We start from the raw sequence: 20,313 nt of genomic DNA on the forward strand, positions 1-20,313 counted from the left end.
AGGGTTGGGCGTTGGCCCGGATATGGCGTGTCGGAACCGCCGGACCGGGTCGCCTCAGTCCCCTTTGATTCGGCTCCCGCCCGGCGGCATGAAGTGCTGGATCCGGTCTGGGCTGGCGATTTTGCGGACGAATGTCTCGTCTGCGAACCGTTCGCGGAACTGTCGGTAGAGCCGCTTGGCCGCGTCGGCCTGGGCGTACCGGCCCGGCTCGAGTGCGATCGTCGTCTCGGCGCGGTCTTCGATGGCCGACGGCGGGCCGCCGATCACCCGCGTGTACGGCTCACACTGGATGCCGACGGCCGCGCCGACTGGCGTATCGCGGTAGTAGGTCCGGTCGCCCCGGATTGCGAACCCGCCCTTCTCCAAGTACTCGCCGCTCTCGGGGGTCTTCGTGACCTGGTCCGAGTCGACAGCGTAGACGTCGCCCGCGTAGCGGCCGTCCTTCCAGACCGACGAGTAGGAGACGGCGAACTGGGCGGCCTCCTCGATGCTCGAGTCGGGGAGTTCGATGTCGCTCGAGGAGGCCTCGCTGGGATCGGTCGCCTTCAACACGGTGACGGGGCCGCCGTGGGCCTGCGTGTGGAGGACTTTGTCGCCAGGCTCGAGGTATTTCTTGACCAGTTCCTCGTTCTGGTCGGCGTTGCGTCCGCCGATCACGAGGTAGCCGTCGCTGGTGTGGAACCAGCGGAAGCGGTCGAACCAGGGCTCGTTCTCGCGGATGGGGATCGAGGGGTCGGCGAGCCAGTCGCGCTGCGTCTCTTCCTCGTCACCCTCGTCGTCAGCCGACTCGTTGTCGCCGGCTTCCCACTCGTCGCGGCGGCGCTTGGCGTCCGCTAAGTCCTCGCGAGTGTCCTCGATTGCCGCCAGTGCGCCCTCTTTCTTCTCTTCGACGCGCTTGGCCTCGGTGTAGAGCCGGTCGGCGTTCTGCTCGACGCCCTGCCGGGCGACGAGATCGATCCGTTCGCCGTCGATCTCGACGGTGACCGTCCCCTCGCTGCCGTCGACGTCGACGACCGCCTGGGCGGCCTCGATCCCCCGGTCGGCACCCTCTTCGAAGCGCTCCTCGATCTCGTCCCAGGAGCGGTCCTCCTCGCGGGCCCCCTGAATCGTCGAGATGATCTCGTCGACTAGCCCGTACTCGGCGTACAGCGACTCGGCCTGCTCGCGCAACGAGTCGGCCTCCTGCTCGAATCCCTCGATCGCCCCCTGCTGTTGCTCGATGATGCGCTCGTGTTTGGCGATCTCCGACTCGAAGTCGGGTCGCTGCTCCGCGGGGTCGACTTCTTCCTCGTCCTCGAGTTCCAGTCGAAAGAAGTAGTCGTCCAGCGCGGCCAGGAAGGCGTCGTAGGGCTCGCCGTCGAAGTCGGCGTGTTCCTCGAGCGGGAACGGGGTCACGTCGACGACGCGGCCCTCTCCGGCGTCGGCCCCGTCTGCCCCGTCGCTTGACTCGCTCTCGTTGCCGTCCGAATCGTCGCGCTCGAAGTAAAGCCGCGGCTCGAAGTTCCCGTTCCGGATGTCGAGTGCGAGCCGTTCGATGGCCTCGTAGATGCGATCGTAGACAGACTCGTCGGCGTCGGCGATATCTAGGCCCTTCTCGACGCCGGCGCGGGTACACAGCTCCTCGGCGTAGAGGCCACCGAAGTTGAGCTGTGTCGCCAACGTTCGGACGACGTCGGTGTCGGAATCGTCCATCTCGCGGTCGAACGCCTCGCGGGAGATCGAAAGCGGATTCGTCCGGGTGTCGGGGAACTCGTAACGCGACCCCGGAACGACCGTTCTGGACTTCAACCGGACGGTCTCAAGGCAGTCGATTACCTCGTACTCGCCGTCGGTGACGGCGACGTTGCCCTGACCGAACAGTTCGACGATGATCCGGGTCGTCCCGTCCTCGCGTTCGAAAACGAACTCGAGGATGCGGTCGAACTCGTACTGGGAGACGCCGGCGAAGTCCGCGCCGGAGAGCCGGTTGCGAAGCATCATCGCGAACTGCGGCGGCCGGCCGGGAGCGTCCGGGACTCGCTCGGGGGCGACCGTGTGCGCTCGCTTGATCTCGCCGACCTCGAGAACAAGTTCGATGCGTCCCCGGTCGAAGTCCCGCATCTTGAGCCGGACGAGATCGTCGCCGTAGAGGTAGGCTTTGTCGACTTTCGCCCCCTCGTAGGCCCCGAGTTCCCCGACGAGGGCGGCGAGGTCGACGCTGGTGAGTTCCCGCTTTGGATCCATACCGGAACTGGCCGGTCCGGTCAAAAAGGCGTGTCGCTCCGCCGCCACCGCCGTCTCCGCGCTGGGAGACGATGGCAAGCACTCCAGCCCGTCGGCCGAGTCGGAAGGCCTAATCCGCGTCGGCACCCACCGTCACACATGCACGACGTTGTCGGTGGACCCACTCGAGAGCGGGGTGATCGAGACGCATGAGCGCCGGTGATGGACCGACGTGGACGGACGTCACGAAGTTCCCGGACTTCCTCGAGCACCTCCGGGACGAGGGCGGGGCGACCGTCCGAAGCATCGTGGACCGGATCGACGCCGATATCGACCTCGACGGCGTCGTCTACCACGATCGGGGGATCCGCGTCCCGGGCTACGACGTGGCTTTCGTCCCGGAGCAAGAGGGATCGGCGGTCGTCCCCACCTTTAGCGCCGAGGTCAACACCATCGGCCCGCGCAGTACCTGGGCGGTGTTCGACGCGACGCTGTCCTGGGACTTCTACCTCCTTCAGGCCGAGGGCATCGCGGCCGTCGCCTGGGTGAGCGACGAGGAGTTCAACGCCGAAGAGGCAGGAGCGTTCCTCAAAAAGCACGATGCGCTCGCCGCGGGCCGGTTCTCCTTTGGCACCTTCATCTACGCCGACGAGGAGTGGGAAGACCAACTCGAGTTCATCGAGGGAACGAACGCGCCCGCGTTTCTCAAACGCGACGACGGCAACGTTCTGGTGCCGAACGACCAGGCCGAGTTCTACGAGGTTATCGGCTCGACACCCCAAGAGTTCCGCACGAACGGCGGCCGCGCGCCCTCCCACCTCGGACTGCTCGAGCTTGAGGTCACGATCGACTGACGCGAACGGCTCGTTCGCGACAGTACCGTTCTGCTGAGTTCGATCACTGTCACCGGTACCGGCCGCGAGCGACTGATCGTCAAGGTGCTCATCCTCGGACTGTTTGTCGCGCTTCTTGCGTACGAACTCGTCGGCGGCTACCGAAGTCGAGCCGCCGGTCAGTGAGAACCGTCATGCCGCATCGACTACCGAATCCGAGTCCAGATAAACACGGACCTATCGCTATCGCGACGGCGATCGGCTCGCAAAAGGGGTCCGGCACCGAGCGCACCGTGATCGCCCCAGGGGAACGGGCGAGCGGGAATCGGCGCGCTCGAGCGGTGGTGCGGTCTGCCGCTGTCGTGGTGGGGAACGTGACAACGGTGCCGACGTTCGTCGGCACACGGAATTACCGTTGCCAATGATATAAATTTTTGCAATTGTGCCAGAATATTACTCGCCGTCCGCCGAACGGGGCAGAAGAACCGCCGCTAAGAGGGTGACCGATCGAACAACGCACGCCGACGGCGCGCTCACAGCCGCTTGCTGACGTAGGGACCGTCCTGGTGGTACCCGAGCTTGGTCCGGTAATACTCTCGAGCGCCGATTCCCGAAATGACGCTCAGCTTGTCGTAGCCGGCGTCGGCGGCGAGGTCCTCGGCGCGGTCCATCAGGCGACGGCCGTAGCCCTGATGCTGATGCTGGTCCGTCTCACCCTCACCGCCGACTGCGACCTCTGAGCCGTAGACGTGGAGTTCGCGAACCAGCGCCGCGTTCTCGAGTTCCGGTCGGACGGGATCGTTCGGGAACCGGAGTCGGCAGAAGCCGACGAGCAGGTCCCGATCGAAGTCCTCGAACGAGATGAAGTGTTCGGTGCCGCCGCAGGCGTCGTAGGTCATCACGTCGAGTTCGATGTTCTCGGGCTCCTCGTCGTTCATGCCGGCCTCACGACAGCGGATGCAGTCACACGACCAGCCGTGCTCGTCCATCCGCTGACGAGCGAGCTGGCGTAGGTTCGACTTCCAGACGCCGGCGTCGATAAAGTCCGCCGGGATGTCACGCTGGACGCGCTGGAGCCGCGTATAGCGGGGGATCATGTCCTTGATCTCGGCAATCAACTCGGCGGCCTCGTCGTTGCTCAGCGGTTCGTACTCATCTTTATGCCACCAGTCGTAGGTCGCGGTCCCCCGCACAACGAGCGTCGGGTAGATCTTCAGGTAGTCGGGTTTCCACTGCTCCTGCTCGAAGAGCCGCCGGAAGTCCTCGAGACACATCTCCGCCGACATGCCCGGCTGACCCGGCATCATGTGGAAGCCGACCTTGAACGCCGAATCCCGCAGTCGCTGGTTCGCCTCGATTGACTCATGGACGCCGTGGCCGCGGTGCATCTCGCGGTTGATGCGCTCGTAGGTGGTCTGGACGCCGACCTCGACTTTCGTCCCGCCGAGGTCGAGCATCCGGTCGATTTGTTCAGGGTCACACCAGTCGGGCTTGGTCTCGAAGGTCGTCCCGATGTTGCGGACGTCCGCGGTCTCGTTTTCCGCGATAACGTCCTCGAGGTACTTCCAGTCGTACTCGTCGGGATCCTGCGCGAAGCTCACTCCCTCGGCCGGCTCGGGCTCTTTGTCGACGTCGAAGTCGTTCATCGCCTCGAGGGCGCGCTTGACGAACCACTCCTGATAGTCGTGGCTGCGGGCGGTCATCGTCCCACCCATCAGGATGAGTTCGACCTTGTCGACCGGGTGGCCGATCTGGCGCAATTGCTCGAGCCGGAGCGTCACCTGCCCGTACGGGTCGTAATCGTTCTGGACGCCGCGGGCGGCGGCGGGCTCTTCGCCCGTGTAGCTCTGTGACGACGAGAACTCAGAGTCGGGGCCGCCGGGACAGTAGAGACACTTCCCGTGGGGACACCGCTCGGGCGAGGTCATGATCGCGACCGGCGAGACGCCGGAGGCCGTCCGAACCGGTTTGCGCCGAAGCACCGTCTCGAGAGTCTCGCGGTGCTCTTCGGGCGCATAATCCAGCAGCTCGGAGTTCTTCGGCACCTTGGGCGCTGAGTGTTCCGAACAGGCCTCGAGCTTGGCTTTCTCGACCTCGTCGCGCTCGATCTCACCGGCGAGGATCCGGTCGACGAGCGTCTCGCAGACCCGCTCGAACGCTTCGGTTTCGGTCGGTTCGGGCGTCTCGGTACTCACTGTGCGTGATTCGTCGCCGTTCGCGAATAAGCGTGTCGGACTCGCGGACGACCGTCGCGTCCCCGTCGTGCGAGCGACCGATCCCGCCGCATTCCACACGTTTCTGCCATCCGAAAGGTAATCGTTTAAGGGTGGTCTCGCCCTACCCTCGGCGTACTAAATGTCTCCCGACCAGGCGATGGTTGTCGCCGCGGTCGCGCTCCCGTTCGTCGTCGCAGCGTTCACGCCGCTTATCTTTCGCGTCCTCGGCGAGGAGACCGGGTTCGCTGGATCCGTCGTCGCGCTGGCGTCGTTCGGCCTACTCGCGACCCAGTACGGAGCCGAGGGGACCGTCGCGCTCCAGTGGGTCCCCTCGCTCGACATCGCGCTCCGGTTCTACGTGGACGGCTGGGCGCTGCTGTTCGCGCTGCTCGCCTGTGGGATCGGCGCGCTCGTTTTTGCCTACTCGCCCGCGTACATGTACGGCCAATCTGGTCTCGTCAGGTACTACGCCGCTTTGCTCGCATTTATGGGCTCGATCGTCGGCGTTGCACTCGCCGCCGACCTGATCGCGATCTTCCTCTTCTGGGAGCTCACGAGCCTCTGTTCGTTCGTCCTGATCGGTCACTACACCGCCGACGACTCTTCGCAGTACGCCGCCCGAATGGCCATGCTCGTCACCGTCGGCGGCGGTCTCTTCTTGCTCGTCGGGCTCCTCTTGTTGTCGGTCGTCGCCGGTGACGTCCTCGGTCCGGCCGCTGCTTTCGACCTCGCCGCGATGCTCGAGCATCCCGAGGCGATGCAGGCGGTCTTGCGCGACCGGGGGCTGTTCCTCCCGGTGCTCGGATTGCTCGCGGTCGGTGCGGCGACCAAGTCGGCGCAGGTGCCGCTGCATTTCTGGTTGCCCAACGCGATGGCGGCCCCGACGCCGGTTTCGGCGTTTCTCCACTCCGCGACGATGGTCAAGGTCGGCGTTTACTTCGTCGGGCGCGTCCGTCCGATGCTCGGCGGCGAAGAGTGGCTCCTCCTCTTTGCGACGCTCGGACTGGCCACGATGACGATCTGTGCGATGCTCGCCGTCGCGGCGACGGACATCAAGGAACTGCTCGCGTACTCGACGGCGAGTCACCTCGGGCTGATGATCGCCGGCTTCGGCTTTACCTCGGTTTACGGCGCGGAGACCGGCGTCTTTCACCTCCTCAATCACGCGCTGTTCAAGGCCGCGCTCTTCCTCGTCGCGGGGATCATCGCCCACGAGGCGGGCACCCGCGAGATTGCGAAACTCGGCGGGCTCCGACGCGACCTGCCCGTGACCGCGGCGATCACGACGGTCGTCGCGCTCAGCATGGCCGGCATCCCGCCCTTCAACGGCTTCTACTCGAAGGAACTCCTCTACGAGGCCGCCGTCGAGGCGAGCCACCACCACGAGATCGGTGCCCTCGGCTGGCTCTACCCCGCCGTCGCCGTCTTCGGCAGCATCTTCACCGTCCTCTACTCGCTGCGCTTTCTCGCCCTGTTCTTCGGCGATCGGCCCGACGAACTCGGCCACGTCCACAGCCCGCCCGTCACCCTGCTCGTTCCGCCGGCCCTGCTGGCACTGCTGGCCGCGGCCGTCAGCGTCAGCCCCCAGTTCGCCGTCGACCTCGTCGTCCAGCCCGGCCTCGAGGCGACGGCGGTCGACCCCCACGAGATGCACGTCGGCCTCCCGACGTCGTACTCGACGCCGGTGGGAATGAGTGCGGTGACAATCGTCGCCGGGGTCGCCGCGTTCCCGTTCTACGAGCGGCTCCACGATGCCATTGGCGCGATTCCGCGGCGAGCGCCGCCGATCGGCGCGAACTGGTGGTACGACGCCCTCGTCAGCAGTCTCTCTATCGAAGGACGGTGGGTCGCCGGTCGCGTCCACAACGGGCTGCTCCGGACGTACGCGACGTGGACGCTCGGCGCGACCTGTGCGCTCGCACTGGTCGGCTTCCTCGCCGCCGGAGCCCTCGAGCCGGTCGAACTGGGGCTCGAAGCCACGCCGTCGATCGCGCTCGTGTTGCTCGTCGCGGTCGTGGGCGCACTCGCCGTCGTCCTGGCTGATTCCCACGTCGCGGGCGTGCTCACGCTTTCGATTCTCGGGTTCATGATCGCCATCTTTTACATCCTCGCGAGCGCGCCCGACCTCGCGTTGACCCAGCTGGTCGTCGAGACGCTGGTGCTCGTGATCTTCCTGCTGGTAATCGAGGAAATTCCCGACGGGGCCGCGATCGGGCTCAGACGGAGCGTCCGCGACGTCGTCCTCTCGCTGGCCGTCGGCGCGACGGCGTTCGTCACGGTGCTGGTTACGACCAGTGCACGGCCTACCGGTCCGACCGACATCGCACGGTATTTCGCCGAGCGGGCGGTCCCCGAGGGCGGCGGGACAAACATCGTCAACGTGACCCTCGTCGACTTCCGGGGTTTCGACACGCTAGGCGAACTCGTCGTGATCGCGCTGGCCGCGATTTCGATTCTGACGCTGATCGTCATGCGCGGCCGCGGCGACAGCGACCTGATCGATACCCGGGCCGGCGACGAACTGCTCGACGACGAGGTGACCAAGGATGAGTCGATCGGCACGCACGCCGACGGCGGAAACGCGGAAGGCACCGACAACGACCGAGGTGATGAGCAGTGACGACGGTCATCATGCGCACGACCGCGCGGGCGATCGTTCCAATTATTCTGGTCGTCGCGATCTCGCTGTTCATCGAGGGCCACAACCTCCCCGGCGGCGGCTTCATCGGCGGCGTCCTCACGACGACGGCCTTTGCGATCGTCTACATGGCCTACGGACTCGACTTCCTCGAGCGCGGGATTCTCGGTCGGGACGTCGATCCTGGGAAGGAGCCCTCGCGGGACCGCGTCGTCGTCGCCTACCGCCGGCTGTTCGCCTACGGCTTCGCGATCGCGGTCGCGAGCGGACTCGCACCGCTCGTCTTCGGGCAGGCGTTCCTCGCACAGACCCACGAGACGCTCGAGGGAATTCCGATCTATCACCACCTCGAGGTGGCCAGCGCGCTTGCGTTTGACTTCGGCGTCTACTGCGTCGTGGTCGGCGGCGTCCTCACGATTCTCTCGGTGGTGGGTGCCGAATGACGGCGGTCGTCCTCGCAGCGACGGTCGGCGCGCTGTTTGCTCTCGGCACCTTCCTGTTGTTGCGACGGGACCTGATCCGCGTCGTCTGGGGGCTGGCGATCGTCAGCCAGGCCGCGAACCTCTACCTGCTGGCGATGGGGGGCATCGCCCCGGCGACGGCGGAGTCGGTGCCAATCCTGGCCGGCCACGGTGAGCACGTCCCGACGACGGCCGATCCGGTTGTACAGGCGCTGGTGTTGACCGCCATCGTCATCGGTTTCGGCATGACCGCGTTCGCGCTCGTGCTGTCGTACCGAGTCTACGAAGAACACGACACGCTCGACGTGTCGGCGTTAGGTGACCGAGAATGACAACGAAGCCACGGCGACGGACCACAACGGTGGAAACGGCGGGTGATCGACGGTGACGGCCGGGCCGTCACCACCGCTGGGCACGGGCTCGCAACTGGTGATCGCGCCGATGCTGGTCATCATCGTGACGGCCGTCGCGACGCTGCTGCTCGGCCGCCGCCCCCGCGCTCGAGCGGCGGTGAGCCTCGGAGGCGGCGCGGCCTACGCGGTCGCGGTGGCGGCCATCGACTGGTACGTCGTTCTCGCACCGGACGCGCCGGGGATCGCAACCTACCAGGTGGGCGGCTGGCCGGCTCCCTTCGGCATCACGCTCGTCGCCGACGGCCTCTCGGCGTTCATGCTGACCATGATCGCCGTCTTGGGAGTGGCGTCACTGGTCTTCTCGACCAGACACCTCCCCGGCGGCGAGGGGCGTAGCTACTACTTCCCGCTCTTTCATTTCCTCGTGCTGGGCGTCACCGGCGCGTTCCTCACCGGCGACCTATTCAACCTCTTCGTCTGGTTCGAGGTGATGCTGATGGCCAGCTACGTCTTCGTCGCCTACAGCGGCGGTCCCCAGCACACTCGCGCCGCGTTCTGGTACGTCTCGCTCAATCTGCTGGCAAGCGCCGTCTTCCTGCTCGGCGTCGGCGGCATCTACGCGACGACCGGGACGCTCAACATGGCCGATCTCGCACAGCGGCTGGCCGAACCGGCCGCGTACGGTCTCGATCCAGCCCCGGTGATCGGTCTGTTCGGCCTGCTCCTCTCGGTGTTCGCGATCAAGGCCGGGCTCGTTCCCTTCCAATTCTGGATTCCGACCGCCTACCGGGCCGCACCGCCCCAGATCGCCGCGCTGCTCGCTGGCGCGACCAAGAAGGTCGGCATCTATGCGATCATCCGGCTCTCATTTACCGTCTTCGCGGGCGCGGAGGTCGCGGTCGAGCTGGCGATCCCGGCCACCGGCATCGTTATCGACTCGCCGCTTGCCTTCGTCGGCGCGGCGCTGTTCGTCATGGCCGGAGCCAGCATCCTCCTTGGCGGGATCGGAGCCGTCGGGCGCGACTCGCTCGAGGGCGTGTTCGCCTACTCGAGCATCGGGCAGGTCGGCTTCATCGCCGTCCCCGTCGCGATCGGCGCGACGGTCACCGGCCCGGACCTGCGCCAGCTCGCCATCGTCGCCGCGCTGGTGTACGCGCTCAACCACACGCTGGCGAAGGGACTGCTCTTCCTCGCGGTCGGCACGGTCCGGTCGGCGACGGGGACGAGCAGCTTCGACGACCTCGGCGGGCTCGCAAAGCGGTCGCCACCGTTGGCGATCACGGTGTTCGTCGCCTCGCTCGCACTCGTCGGCATCCCGCCGCTGTCGGGCTTTTTCGGCAAACTGCTCGTCTTCGACGCCGCGGCTCGAGCGGAGGCCGGCCCCGTGATCGTCCTCCTGCTCGTCGGCTCGCTGCTGACGATCGCCTACGCGACTCGGCTGTGGAACCGAAGCTTCTGGGGTGCTCAGACGCCCGCCGTGGAAGCGGCGGCGATCGACCGCGTGCAGGTTGGAGTCCTCGTCGTCCTCGCAGCGACGATCCTCGCCGTCGGCGTCGGCTTCGACCCCGTCTACGAGTTCGCGACGGCCGCCGCCGAGGCCGCGCTCGACACTGAGGCGTACGTCGAGGCCGTCGATCCAATCGAACCGGGCGAGGTGGCCGACGCCGGCACGAGCGGAGGTGGCCACTGATGGAGGTGAAAACGTGGCCGGTCGTCGGCGTCGTCTTCGCGACGCTGTGGGTGTTCGTCCGCGGGTTACCGCTCACTGTGTCGTCACTCGTCGGCGGCTTCCTCGCGGGGCTGCTCGTGGGCCTGCCGGTCGCGTTCATCTTCCGGCGGCTCTACGCCGAACGCATCGACCTCGGGCGCGGAGTTCGGTCGTTGCCCTACGCCGGGCTCTACCTCCGAGCCTTCGCGTGGGAGCTCCTGCGGGCGAACATCGACGTCGCCTACCGGGTGCTCTCGCCCGGGATGCCGATCGAGCCCGAAGTCATTCTGGTGCCGCTCCGGGTCGAGTCCGACGTGGCGATCACCGTTATCGCCAACAGCATCACGATCACGCCCGGGACGGTGACGCTGGACTACGACTCAGAGACCAACGCGCTGTACGTCCACGGCGTCAACGGCCGCGATCCCGAGGCGATCGCCGAACCCATCCGCACCTGGGAGGACTACGCCCTCGGGCTGTTCGACGAGGACGCCTCGCCGTCCGATCCGCCGCCGGAGATCGTCGTCTCCGGCGGAGAAAGAGACAGTACTACCAACCGTCGGGACGGAGGGAAGGACGATGACTGAGGCGACCCCGGCGTTTCTCGAGACGACGATCCGCGCGGCGCTGGTCCTCGTCAGCGGACTCTGTGTCCTCTGTAGCTACCGCGTGATCCGCGGCCCGACCAACCCCGACCGGGTGGTCGCACTCGACGCCATTGCGACGAACGTCGTTGCGATCGCCGTGCTGTTCGCACTGCTGACCGGCCGCGGGCTGTTCGTCACCGTGAGCCTCGTGCTCGCGATTATCGGCTTCATCGCGACGGTCGCGGTCGCCAAGTTCGTCACCGAAGGCGAGGTGATCGAATGATCCACGATATCGTCATCGTCGCGCTCATCGCCGTCGGCGCGTTCTTCCTGACAGTCGGGACGATCGGCCTGCTTCGCCTGCCGAACGTCTACAACCGGATGCACGCCACGAGCAAGCCGACGACGCTTGGCACCGCCGCGATCTTCTTGGCCGGCTTCGTCGAGTTCGGTCCCGGATCCGAGGGACTGACAGCACTCATCGGGATCGTCTTCCTCTTCCTGACGGTGCCGACCGGCTCGCACATGATCGCCCGGGCCGCCGAGCAGATCGGCATCCCTTTCCTCGGGAGCGTCACCTGGCCGGACGCGTCGGCGGTCGAGCGATCAGACCGGTCGGAGGAGACCAAGCCGACCGACGACTGAATCGGCTCACCCGCTCTCGAGTGGCCACGAGCGGGCTCACCGTTCGTATTCGTGCTCGCGGTCCGTCTCCCGGTCTCGTTCGGCCCGCTTCCCGCGTTGAGTCCGCGCTTCAGCATCCTCGAGCGTCTCTGTGTCGAGCAGGCGCTCGAGTTTTCGCTCGAACTGCTCGTCGGTCAGTTCGCCCGCAGCATAGCGTTCACGGAGCGTCTCGAGGGCGTCGCGGGCGTCACGGTCGGCGTCCCTCCCGGTGGGCTCGGCGTCTGTGTCTCTGTCCGAGACCGTCTCGCCGGGCGTGTAGTCGTCGACCCACTCACGGCGATCCTCCTCGTCGCCGAACAGGAGCGCAACCAGCGGCACGACGGCGATGTAGCCGACGAGCAGCGCTGCAAGCCACCACTCCTGTCCCGTGAACATCGCGCCGAGCCAGATCGCCGTCACGAGCATCGATGCGATCCCGGTCGCGTTCTCACGGAGTCTCGTCAACGGATCGTCTCCCGGCTGCTCGCGATCGCTCCCCTCGATCCCGTTCATACGTCGCTATTCTATCGGGGCAGGAAATACGTTGGTGGCTCGAGGGGCCATAGCTCGGGTACGACCGGGAAAACGAATTCGGCTGGCAACGGAACCGCGATCCCGTATGTTGGGAACGTGGATAGTGCGACCGAACGATACTTACCGCGATAGTGTGAAAAGAATAACCAGTAATGGGAGCGGCGCTCAGAGCGCTTGCGGTCACGCTTGCAGTGCTCGTCCTCCTGATAGTCGGCACGATGGCTGCGCAACTCCCGCAGCCGTATCCCGCGTGGCCGACGATCGGGCCGATGCCGGTCGATCCCGAACTCGTCGTTCCGGGGGTGCTCGGACTCGTGGCGCTTCTCGGCGTAGTCCGTAACGGGGTCACCATCGGTTCGATACTCGTCGGGCTGTTTGGCGCGCTAACACTATGGATCGCAACGGCGAGTCTACACTCGCTGTACGCGGGTACGGCGGGCTGTGTCTTCGGCGGCGGACTCCTCACGCTCACGACCGGAACCGTTCTCGCCGTCGCAGTTCTCCTCGAAACGGCCGTTCATCGGTACGTTGACCGAGGAATCACTCGACGGCTCAGCGATCGACTCGCGACGCGGTAACGATATATTATCACAAACTCTTTTTAGTATTCATCCAAATCAGGTCGTAATGACCGATGAAGCGATACTGCTTCGTCTCAACATCATTATCGGGCTCCTGACTGTCGGCGTTGCGATACTCGCTCTCGCTGTTCTCCCGGCATGGATCCCGGTTTTCGGCGCGCTTTTCTTCCTCCTCGTGTGCCCGATTGTCATTTTGGCGCTGCTTCGGGTTCTCTCGTAAACTCCCTCGAGCCCCAATCCGAAACCCTGTGTGGACCGATTGCACGCCTGCGATCGTTTGAACACGCTTTTAAGGGGGGCAGCGTTATTCGGGTGTACACCCTACGCGGGGTTGATGATGCTCCTAGCCTCACAGGACTTCCGCCGGAACGACCCGGCCCGGGTTCCAGCGCCCGGACGGCAGGGGAGCGCGAGCCCACGCGTAGGAGAGGTGAACAACCAATGTCAGTATACGTCACAACCGACATCCCAGCCGACCTCGCCGACGACGCCCTCGAGGCGCTCGAGGTCGCACGAGACACCGGACGCGTAAAGAAAGGAACCAACGAAACGACGAAAGCCATCGAGCGCGGCAACGCCGAACTCGTCTACGTCGCTGAAGACGTCTCGCCCGAGGAGATCGTGATGCATCTCCCGGAGCTCGCCGACGAGAAGGGCATTCCTGTCGTTTTCATCGAGACCCAGGACGATGTCGGCCACGCCGCCGGCCTCGAGGTCGGCTCGGCCGCCGCGGCGATCGTCGACGCCGGCGAGGCGGGAGACGACATCGAGGACATCGCCGACAAGGTCGAGGACCTCGACTGAGGTGATCAGAGATGAGTGCTGAAGAGGAAGAAACTGGATCCACGCCCGCCGAGGTCATCGAGATCGTCGGCAAGACCGGCATGCACGGCGAAGCCATGCAGGTCAAGTGTCGAATTCAGGAGGGCGAGAACCAGGGACGCATCATCACCCGGAACTGCCTCGGGCCGGTCCGCGAAGGGGACGTCCTCCAACTTCGCGAGACCGCCCGCGAGGCCGACTCCATCGGTGGACAATAATGGTCGAGAAACGAACCTGCGACTACACGGGCGAAGAGATCGAGCCCGGTACGGGCATCATGTACGTCCAGAACGACGGCACCGTACTCCACTTCGTCGACTCGAAGGCGGAGAAAAACTTCAAACTCGGGCGCGAACCGCGCGACCTCGAGTGGACCGAAGAAGGTCGTCGCGGGAAAGGTCCCGCACAGGCCGACACGGCCGCCACCGAGGAGGGCGACCAGGCCGACGCCGTCGATGAGGACGAGGAAGACGTGCCCGCCGGGGACGAAACCGTCGACGAGACCGAGGAAACCGAGGCCGAGGAAGCATGAGCGATCACGAACGCACCTTCGTGATGGTCAAGCCCGACGCCTTCGCGCGCGGACTCGTGGGCGAGGTCGTCTCCCGACTCGAAGACCGCGGGCTCAAGCTCGTCGGCATCAAGGTCGAGAACATGCCCCGCGAGCGGGCAGAGGAACACTACAGCGAGCACGAGGATAAGCCGTTCTACGACGACCTCGTCGACTTCATCACCTCGGGACCGGTCGTCCCGATGGTCTGGGAGGGCCAGGACGCGACCCGACAGGTCCGCCAGATGATCGGCGAGACCGATCCGCTCGAGGCCGCGCCCGGAACGATTCGGGGCGATTACGCACTCGACCTCGGTCGGAACGTGGTTCACGCCGCCGACCACGAGGACGAGGGCGCAAACGAACGCGAGATCGCGATCCACTTTGACGAGGACGAGCTCATCGACTACGAGCAACACGACGCCAAGTGGCTCTACGAGTAACGTTCGGACCGGCTCGACGGTTCACGTAGCGTCATTGGCAGCTCTGTACTGCTTTCTTCGAGCGAATTTCGTTTTTCGGTTAACAGCCGTTGCTCTCGCCCATCGAGAACACATCGCTTCGGTCTGCCGAGAGAGGGTCAAACGACGGTCACGAGCGGTATCGATCGACCGTGCGACGGTCTAACGAGGGGGAGGTAGCGATTTCGCATGATGAAATATTCACTCAGACAGAGCTGATGAAAAGTCTGCATTTCGATTTCCGGGCGTAGCGTTAGTGATCGCAGCGTGTTACAACGTCGTTATCCTCGTTCATATCTGGTGACAGTAGTTAGTAGCACTATTCGTTTTCGGCCCCGTACCGTCGTAAAACGCGCTATTTCTGCCTTATACTCTCGATAAATAATCACGAATATAACACAGGTTCGTTTCCCGGTAGACGTAACATCTAATGTGTCGGCTGTAGAATGGAGTGATGGTGGTTTCGAATGGTAACACACGGTAGGTGGTTCGCGGATGCGTGAAACGAAGGGAGAGACGACAGCGCTGACAGCGGAGGTGACGCCGTCGCTGGATCTCGTTTTCGAACTGCTTTCGAACAGTCGTCGACGGTACGCGCTTTACTATCTCAACGAGCAATCCGACGGCGTCGCATCGATCGAGAACCTCACCGAAAACGTGCTCGCCCTCGAGCGAACGGCCGACACGACGGAGGCGAACGAGACGACGACTCTCGGCTCGGACGGCGACCGAGACCCAGCAGAGCGGGAGTCGGAGGTGCAGACGGAACTCCAGCACATTCACCTGCCGAAACTCGAGGATGCGGGACTGCTGGAACACGACCGGCGAAGCGAGACGGTGCGATACTGGAGCCAGCCGTCGCTTGAGGAGTGGCTCGAGCACGCCTATCACAAGGAGATCGCGTAATTCGGCGAATCCGCGACCACCGGGAGTAGGACGGGAGGTATTGAGCGTGCTGAAAGGTTTAACACGCAGTTCGTGGTTAGGTCCACTGACGTGTCGGTAAACCGCACGAAAGGACGATATCAAATTTGTGAGGTGTGATATCGTCTCACTCCTCAAAACTTAACAAGCGAGATACCGATACACACAGTGAGGTGCATACTATGGCTGACCACGAACTTCCACCACTCCCGTACGATTACGACGCGCTCGAACCGTCGATTTCCGAGCAGGTACTGACCTGGCACCACGACACCCACCATCAAGGGTACGTCAACGGCCTCAACGCCGCCGAGGAGACCCTCGCGGAGAACCGCGAGAATGGAGACTTCGGCTCGACGCCGGGTGCCCTCAACAACGTCACCCACAACGGCTGTGGCCACTATCTCCACACGCTGTTCTGGGAGAACATGTCCCCCAACGGCGGCGGCGAACCCGAGGGCGACCTCGCCGACCGCATCGAGGAGGACTTCGGCTCCTACGAGGGCTGGAAGGGCGAGTTCGAGGCCGCTGCCGGTGCCGCCGGCGGTTGGGCACTACTGGTATACGACCCGGTCGCAAAGCAACTACGCAACCTCGCGGTCGACAAGCACGACCAGGGCGCGCTCTGGGGGGCTCATCCCGTCCTCGCGCTTGACGTCTGGGAGCACTCCTACTACTACGACTACGGTCCGGACCGCGGCGAGTTCATCGACGCCTTCTTCGACGTCGTCAACTGGGAGACGGCCGAAGAGGAATACCAGAAGTGCCTCGGCCACTTCGAGTAACGCCACACGCCGTCTAAGCGACGAGCTGTCAATCTCGGCTTTTTATCGACGGTCGCCTGGTTAGGGAGCAGTCGCACACTCGAGCGACGGCAGTCGCGGCTCCGTGTTCGCTCACCCGCTCGGTCTCGCGTATACTGTGGGTGACTGTCACCGTTTAACTGTGTGTGGGACGATTCAACATCCCATATGGCTGCCGATACCAGCGGCGTTGACGCGAGGGCCGAGGACCAAGACCGACAGCCGCAACAATCGTCCGACGGGACCGACCGAGAGGAGGACAGCGAGGCGCTCGCGGCCGATCTCCGCGCCGCGTGCGACGGTGACGTTCGCTTCGACGAGTACACTCGAGTCCTCTATGCGACGGACGGCAGCGTCTACGGTGCACAGCCGGCCGGCGTCGTCTTCCCGCGAGAGACGAATGACGTGCGGGCGGCGGTCCGCGTCGCGGCCGACCACGGCGCGCCGGTCTTGCCCCGCGGGGCAGGCTCCTCGCTGGCCGGTCAGGCGGTCGGCCCGGGCTGTGTCGTCCTCGATCTATCGCGTCACATGGACGCGATCCGCGATATCGATCGCGACGCGCAGCGAGCCGTCGTCCAGCCGGGCGTCGTGCAGGACGACCTGGACGCCGCGCTCGAGCCCCACGGCCTCCGGTTCGCGCCCGATCCGGCCTCCTCGAACCGGGCGACGATCGGTGGCGGGATCGGGAACAATTCGACGGGTGCTCACTCGGTGCGCTACGGGATCACCGACGCCTACGTCGAGGAGTGCGAGGTCGTCCTCGCAGACGGGTCGCTGATTCGCACGCGAGACGTCGTCCTCGACGGCCCCGAGTGGGAACGGATCGTCTCGAAAGACGACCGCGAGGCCGCGATCTACCGGACGGTACGAGCGCTCGTCGAGGACAACGCCGCGGAGATCGAGGAGCGCTATCCGGAACTCAAGCGCAGCGTCAGCGGGTACAACCTGCAGAAAGTCGTCCGGACGACGGACGGCGGGGATCGGGTGATGAATCTCTCGAAACTGCTCGTCGGCGCGGAGGGAACCCTCGGCGTCGTCGTCGAGGCCACGCTCTCGCTCGTGACCCGGCCCGACGAGACCGCCCTCACCGTGTGCTGTTACGACGACTTGCTCGAGGCCCTCGCGGCCGTCCCCGACGCCCTCGCGTGCGAGGCCAGCGCGGTCGAACTCATGGACGAGGAAGTGTTCCGGCTGGCCGCGGAGTCGACGGAGTACGCCGAGTACGCGGAGCCGATTCCCGACGGCACGGCGGCGGCGCTGATGCTCGAGTTCGACTCCGAGGTCGTCGACGATCTCCCGGGCGCGATCGCGGCGGCGACCGGCCGGCTCGTCGACGACGGGGACGCGTTCGAGGCGCTCGAGGCGTTCTCGCCGGCGAGACAGGAAGCGCTCTGGAAGCTCCGGAAAGCCGCGATCCCGCTGTTGATGAGCATGGACGGCGATCCGAAGCCGTATCCGTTCGTCGAGGACGCCTCCGTTCCGCCCGACGAACTCGCCGAGTACGTCGCAGGCTTTCAGGAGATCCTCGAAAAGCACGACACCACGGCTGCCTACTTCGCGCACGCGGGCGTCGGGACGCTCCACATTCGGCCGGTGTTGAACCTCAAAGAGGGGGACGACATCGAGAAAATGCGCGCGATCGCCGACGACGTGACCGACCTCGTCGTCGAACACAACGGTTCCTTTTCGGGCGAGCACGGCGACGGCCTCGCGCGGACGGCGTTCAACCCGAAGCTGTACGGCCCGGCCCTCTGGGCGGCCTTTCAGGACCTCAAGTCGGCGTTCGACCCGGACTGGCGAATGAATCCGGGGAAGGTCGTCTACCGCGAGGACGACCCGACCGACATCCGCGAGCACCTCCGGTACGGACCGGACTACGCCTCGCTCGAGCCGCGGACCGCGCTCGACTTCGACGACGACGGCGGCTTCTCGCAGCTCGTGGAACTCTGTAACGGCTGTGGCACCTGCCGGCAGACCGACGGCGATGTGATGTGTCCGACCTACCGGGCGACCGAAGAGGAGATCGCGACCACGCGGGGGCGAGCCAACCTGCTCCGGGCGGCGATCAGCGGCGAGATCGAGCCCGAGGAACTCTACGACGAGCGGTTCCAGACGGAGGTGCTCGACCTCTGTATCGGCTGCAAGGGCTGTCAAAGCGACTGTCCGACGGGGGTCGACCTCGCGAAGATAAAGACGGAGGTCAAACACCAGTACCACGAGCGCGAGGGGGCGAGCCGCCGGGAGCGGCTATTCGCCAACGTCGACCGGCTGGCGTCACTGGGGAGTGCGTTCGCGCCGCTGGCGAACCGCGCCACGGAGCTACCGGGTGCGCGGACCCTCCTCGAGAAGACCGTCGGGATCGCATCCGATCGGACTCTGCCGACGTTCCGACGGGAGACGCTGGTCGACTGGTACGACGACCGGGGCTCCCGCGTCGATCCCGAGACTGCGGCCGCGGGTGTGGTCCTCTACCCCGACACGGACACCAACTACTCGAATCCGGCGGTCGGGAAGGCGGCCGTCGAGGTCCTCGAGGCAGCGGAAATCCGCGTCGCAATTCCGAATCTCGGGCCGACCGGGCGCGCGGCCTACTCCCAGGGGCTGCTCGAGGTCGCGGCCGATCAGGGCCGAGCGCTGCTCGATGACCTCGAACCGTACCTCGAGCGCGGTTGGTCGGTCCTGTTCGTCGAGCCCTCGGACGCAGCGATGGTTGTCGACGAGTATCGCTCGCTGCTCGAGGACGACCGCGTCAAGACGCTCGCGGCCAACGCCTACGGGGTCTGTGAGTATCTAGACCGGAACCGTCTGGACGAAGACCTCGCGTTCGACGAGTCCGAAACGGCGGCCACCGCGGTGACCGTCCACGGCCACTGCCACCAGAAGGCTCGCGGTGCGGACCACCACGCCGTCGGCGTCCTCCGGCGGGCTGGCTACGCCGTCGACCCCGTCGACTCGGGCTGCTGTGGCATGGCCGGCAGCTTCGGCTACGAGGCCGAACACCACGACCTCTCGAAGGCGATTGGATCGCTACTGCGGGAGCAACTCGAGGAGAGTGCCGCTCGCATAGCCGCGGACGGGGAGACCGGTGCGAACGACCGGCCGACCGTCGTTGCACCGGGCACCTCCTGTCGGACGCAGATCGACGATTTCGACGGCTACGAGCGGCCTGCACACCCGATCGAGGTGCTCGCGCGGGGACTCGAGGGGGAGCGATAACACCCACATACCTGGCGAAAAGTGCCAGCGAGCGGTTACTCCTCGTCCTCGAGCCCGGTCGCTCGCAGGTATTCCTCAAGCAGCGTCGGGAACTGCCCTCCGCGGACGTATCGGAGGCCGAACTCGTCGGCCCAGGAGATGATGCCCCGGTCTTCGGTGACCACGCCGGCGTCCAGTTCTCGAGCGAGGATCAGCAGATCGAAGTCCTCTCGAGAGTCGAGGACGCCCTGCCGGAGGGCGCGCCGATACTTGTCTCGCAGATCCGAGAGGATCTTGTCGGCGTCGGTCATGTACTCCTCCCGGCCGTCGGTGTCCGTTCCGGCGGTGAGTTCGTCCGGGTTGAGTTGCTCGACCTCACGGATCGCCTTCTCCGAGACGCGGAGGCCGCGGTCGACCCGATCGCTCATCTCGTCGATGAAGTTGTAGACGACGTTCGCCGGGATCGTGACGCCGTACCGATCTGGACTCTTGCGGACGACCCACGTATTGAGCCGCGAGAACACGGCCTCGTCGACGTCGCGCTCGCGTAGCATCGTCGCGAGCTCGTCGTGGATCGACGGCGGCACGTAACAGGAGATGTTGAGCTCGAGACGCGCGGTCGCGATCAGGTCGAGCAGGCGGGTGACGGCGTCCTCGAGCGATTCGTCGTCCGCGCGGATCTCCTCGGTAATGAACAGCGACGTATCGAGGACGAACCGTTGGCGCGGCAGTTCCCCGGGCATGGTCGTGGATTAGACGAGACGCCATATAGGTGTCATCCC

General features: G+C 65.3%; 21 protein-coding genes. 17 read left to right on the forward strand and 4 right to left on the reverse strand.

The window, feature by feature from the left end; translation table 11 throughout:
- Positions 1-54 precede the first annotated feature (54 nt).
- Entirely contained in the window at positions 55-2,223 is a 2,169-nt protein-coding gene (gene rqcH / locus ACJ70B_RS00455) for a ribosome rescue protein RqcH (protein WP_408958457.1), read from the reverse strand.
- Between the two features lie 188 nt (positions 2,224-2,411).
- On the opposite strand from rqcH, the gene ACJ70B_RS00460 reads away from it, so the two are divergent.
- Positions 2,412-3,056, forward strand: coding sequence for a hypothetical protein (locus ACJ70B_RS00460; RefSeq protein WP_408958458.1), 645 nt, complete (start codon positions 2,412-2,414; stop codon positions 3,054-3,056).
- Positions 3,057-3,568: 512 nt separating this feature from the next.
- Here the strand turns inward: ACJ70B_RS00460 and ACJ70B_RS00465 are convergent.
- Positions 3,569-5,230 (reverse strand): tRNA uridine(34) 5-carboxymethylaminomethyl modification radical SAM/GNAT enzyme Elp3, encoded by a 1,662-nt coding sequence (locus ACJ70B_RS00465; RefSeq protein ID WP_408958459.1) that lies wholly within the window; start codon positions 5,228-5,230, stop codon positions 3,569-3,571.
- 160 nt (positions 5,231-5,390) lie between these two features.
- Between ACJ70B_RS00465 and mbhE the strand changes: the two genes are divergently transcribed.
- The 7 genes from mbhE (at position 5,391) to mnhG (ending at position 11,643) form a co-directional block, all read left to right on the forward strand.
- Entirely contained in the window at positions 5,391-7,871 is a 2,481-nt protein-coding gene (mbhE, locus tag ACJ70B_RS00470; protein ID WP_408958460.1) for a hydrogen gas-evolving membrane-bound hydrogenase subunit E, read from the forward strand.
- Positions 7,868-8,332 (forward strand): MnhB domain-containing protein, encoded by a 465-nt coding sequence (locus ACJ70B_RS00475; protein ID WP_408958461.1) that lies wholly within the window; start codon positions 7,868-7,870, stop codon positions 8,330-8,332. Before mbhE ends, ACJ70B_RS00475 begins: the two co-directional genes overlap by 4 nt.
- Positions 8,329-8,682 (forward strand): sodium:proton antiporter, encoded by a 354-nt coding sequence (locus ACJ70B_RS00480; RefSeq protein ID WP_408958462.1) that lies wholly within the window; start codon positions 8,329-8,331, stop codon positions 8,680-8,682. Before ACJ70B_RS00475 ends, ACJ70B_RS00480 begins: the two co-directional genes overlap by 4 nt.
- Positions 8,683-8,791: 109 nt before the next feature.
- On the forward strand, positions 8,792-10,393 hold the full coding sequence (locus tag ACJ70B_RS00485; RefSeq protein ID WP_408960137.1) for a complex I subunit 5 family protein: 1,602 nt from the start codon (positions 8,792-8,794) through the stop codon (positions 10,391-10,393).
- Complete coding sequence (locus tag ACJ70B_RS00490; RefSeq protein ID WP_408958463.1) at positions 10,393-10,998, forward strand: Na+/H+ antiporter subunit E; 606 nt, start codon at positions 10,393-10,395, stop codon at positions 10,996-10,998. The genes ACJ70B_RS00485 and ACJ70B_RS00490 overlap by 1 nt, the downstream gene beginning before the upstream one ends.
- A complete protein-coding gene (locus tag ACJ70B_RS00495) occupies positions 10,991-11,281 on the forward strand; it encodes a monovalent cation/H+ antiporter complex subunit F (protein WP_408958464.1) in 291 nt (96 codons plus the stop codon). The genes ACJ70B_RS00490 and ACJ70B_RS00495 overlap by 8 nt, the downstream gene beginning before the upstream one ends.
- Entirely contained in the window at positions 11,278-11,643 is a 366-nt protein-coding gene (gene mnhG, locus ACJ70B_RS00500) for a monovalent cation/H(+) antiporter subunit G (RefSeq protein WP_408958465.1), read from the forward strand. Before ACJ70B_RS00495 ends, mnhG begins: the two co-directional genes overlap by 4 nt.
- Before the next feature lie 36 nt (positions 11,644-11,679).
- On the opposite strand, the gene ACJ70B_RS00505 is transcribed toward mnhG, so the two are convergent.
- On the reverse strand, positions 11,680-12,174 hold the full coding sequence (locus ACJ70B_RS00505) for an SHOCT domain-containing protein (protein WP_408958466.1): 495 nt from the start codon (positions 12,172-12,174) through the stop codon (positions 11,680-11,682).
- A 173-nt stretch (positions 12,175-12,347) separates the two neighbouring features.
- Here ACJ70B_RS00505 and ACJ70B_RS00510 point away from each other — a divergent pair, with 173 nt between their 5' ends.
- The 9 genes from ACJ70B_RS00510 to ACJ70B_RS00550 all read left to right on the forward strand — a co-directional run bounded on the left by ACJ70B_RS00510 (position 12,348) and on the right by ACJ70B_RS00550 (position 19,552).
- Entirely contained in the window at positions 12,348-12,773 is a 426-nt protein-coding gene (locus ACJ70B_RS00510; protein WP_408958467.1) for a hypothetical protein, read from the forward strand.
- Positions 12,774-12,822: 49 nt separating this feature from the next.
- A complete protein-coding gene (locus ACJ70B_RS00515; protein ID WP_408958468.1) occupies positions 12,823-12,996 on the forward strand; it encodes a hypothetical protein in 174 nt (57 codons plus the stop codon).
- Between the two features lie 221 nt (positions 12,997-13,217).
- The gene (gene rpl7ae / locus ACJ70B_RS00520) at positions 13,218-13,580 is read left to right on the forward strand and encodes a 50S ribosomal protein L7Ae (protein WP_408958469.1); all 363 of its coding nucleotides are present in this window, start codon (positions 13,218-13,220) and stop codon (positions 13,578-13,580) included.
- An 11-nt stretch (positions 13,581-13,591) separates the two neighbouring features.
- A complete protein-coding gene (locus tag ACJ70B_RS00525; protein ID WP_008894573.1) occupies positions 13,592-13,816 on the forward strand; it encodes a 30S ribosomal protein S28e in 225 nt (74 codons plus the stop codon).
- The gene (locus ACJ70B_RS00530) at positions 13,816-14,130 is read left to right on the forward strand and encodes a 50S ribosomal protein L24e (RefSeq protein WP_408958470.1); all 315 of its coding nucleotides are present in this window, start codon (positions 13,816-13,818) and stop codon (positions 14,128-14,130) included. The genes ACJ70B_RS00525 and ACJ70B_RS00530 overlap by 1 nt, the downstream gene beginning before the upstream one ends.
- Positions 14,127-14,591, forward strand: coding sequence for a nucleoside-diphosphate kinase (gene ndk / locus ACJ70B_RS00535; protein ID WP_408958471.1), 465 nt, complete (start codon positions 14,127-14,129; stop codon positions 14,589-14,591). The genes ACJ70B_RS00530 and ndk overlap by 4 nt, the downstream gene beginning before the upstream one ends.
- Before the next feature lie 513 nt (positions 14,592-15,104).
- The gene (locus ACJ70B_RS00540; RefSeq protein WP_408958472.1) at positions 15,105-15,515 is read left to right on the forward strand and encodes a hypothetical protein; all 411 of its coding nucleotides are present in this window, start codon (positions 15,105-15,107) and stop codon (positions 15,513-15,515) included.
- Between the two features lie 200 nt (positions 15,516-15,715).
- Entirely contained in the window at positions 15,716-16,318 is a 603-nt protein-coding gene (gene sod, locus ACJ70B_RS00545) for a superoxide dismutase (RefSeq protein ID WP_408958473.1), read from the forward strand.
- A gap of 186 nt (positions 16,319-16,504) precedes the next feature.
- Positions 16,505-19,552 (forward strand): FAD-binding and (Fe-S)-binding domain-containing protein, encoded by a 3,048-nt coding sequence (locus ACJ70B_RS00550; protein ID WP_408958474.1) that lies wholly within the window; start codon positions 16,505-16,507, stop codon positions 19,550-19,552.
- A gap of 35 nt (positions 19,553-19,587) precedes the next feature.
- Here ACJ70B_RS00550 and ACJ70B_RS00555 read toward each other — a convergent pair whose 3' ends face one another.
- Positions 19,588-20,274, reverse strand: a complete 687-nt coding sequence (locus ACJ70B_RS00555) for an RNA ligase partner protein (protein WP_408958475.1) — start codon at positions 20,272-20,274, stop codon at positions 19,588-19,590.
- Between the last annotated feature and the right edge of the window lie 39 nt (positions 20,275-20,313).

This window comes from Natrinema sp. 74 (assembly GCF_046097095.1).
GTDB lineage: Archaea > Halobacteriota > Halobacteria > Halobacteriales > Natrialbaceae > Natrinema.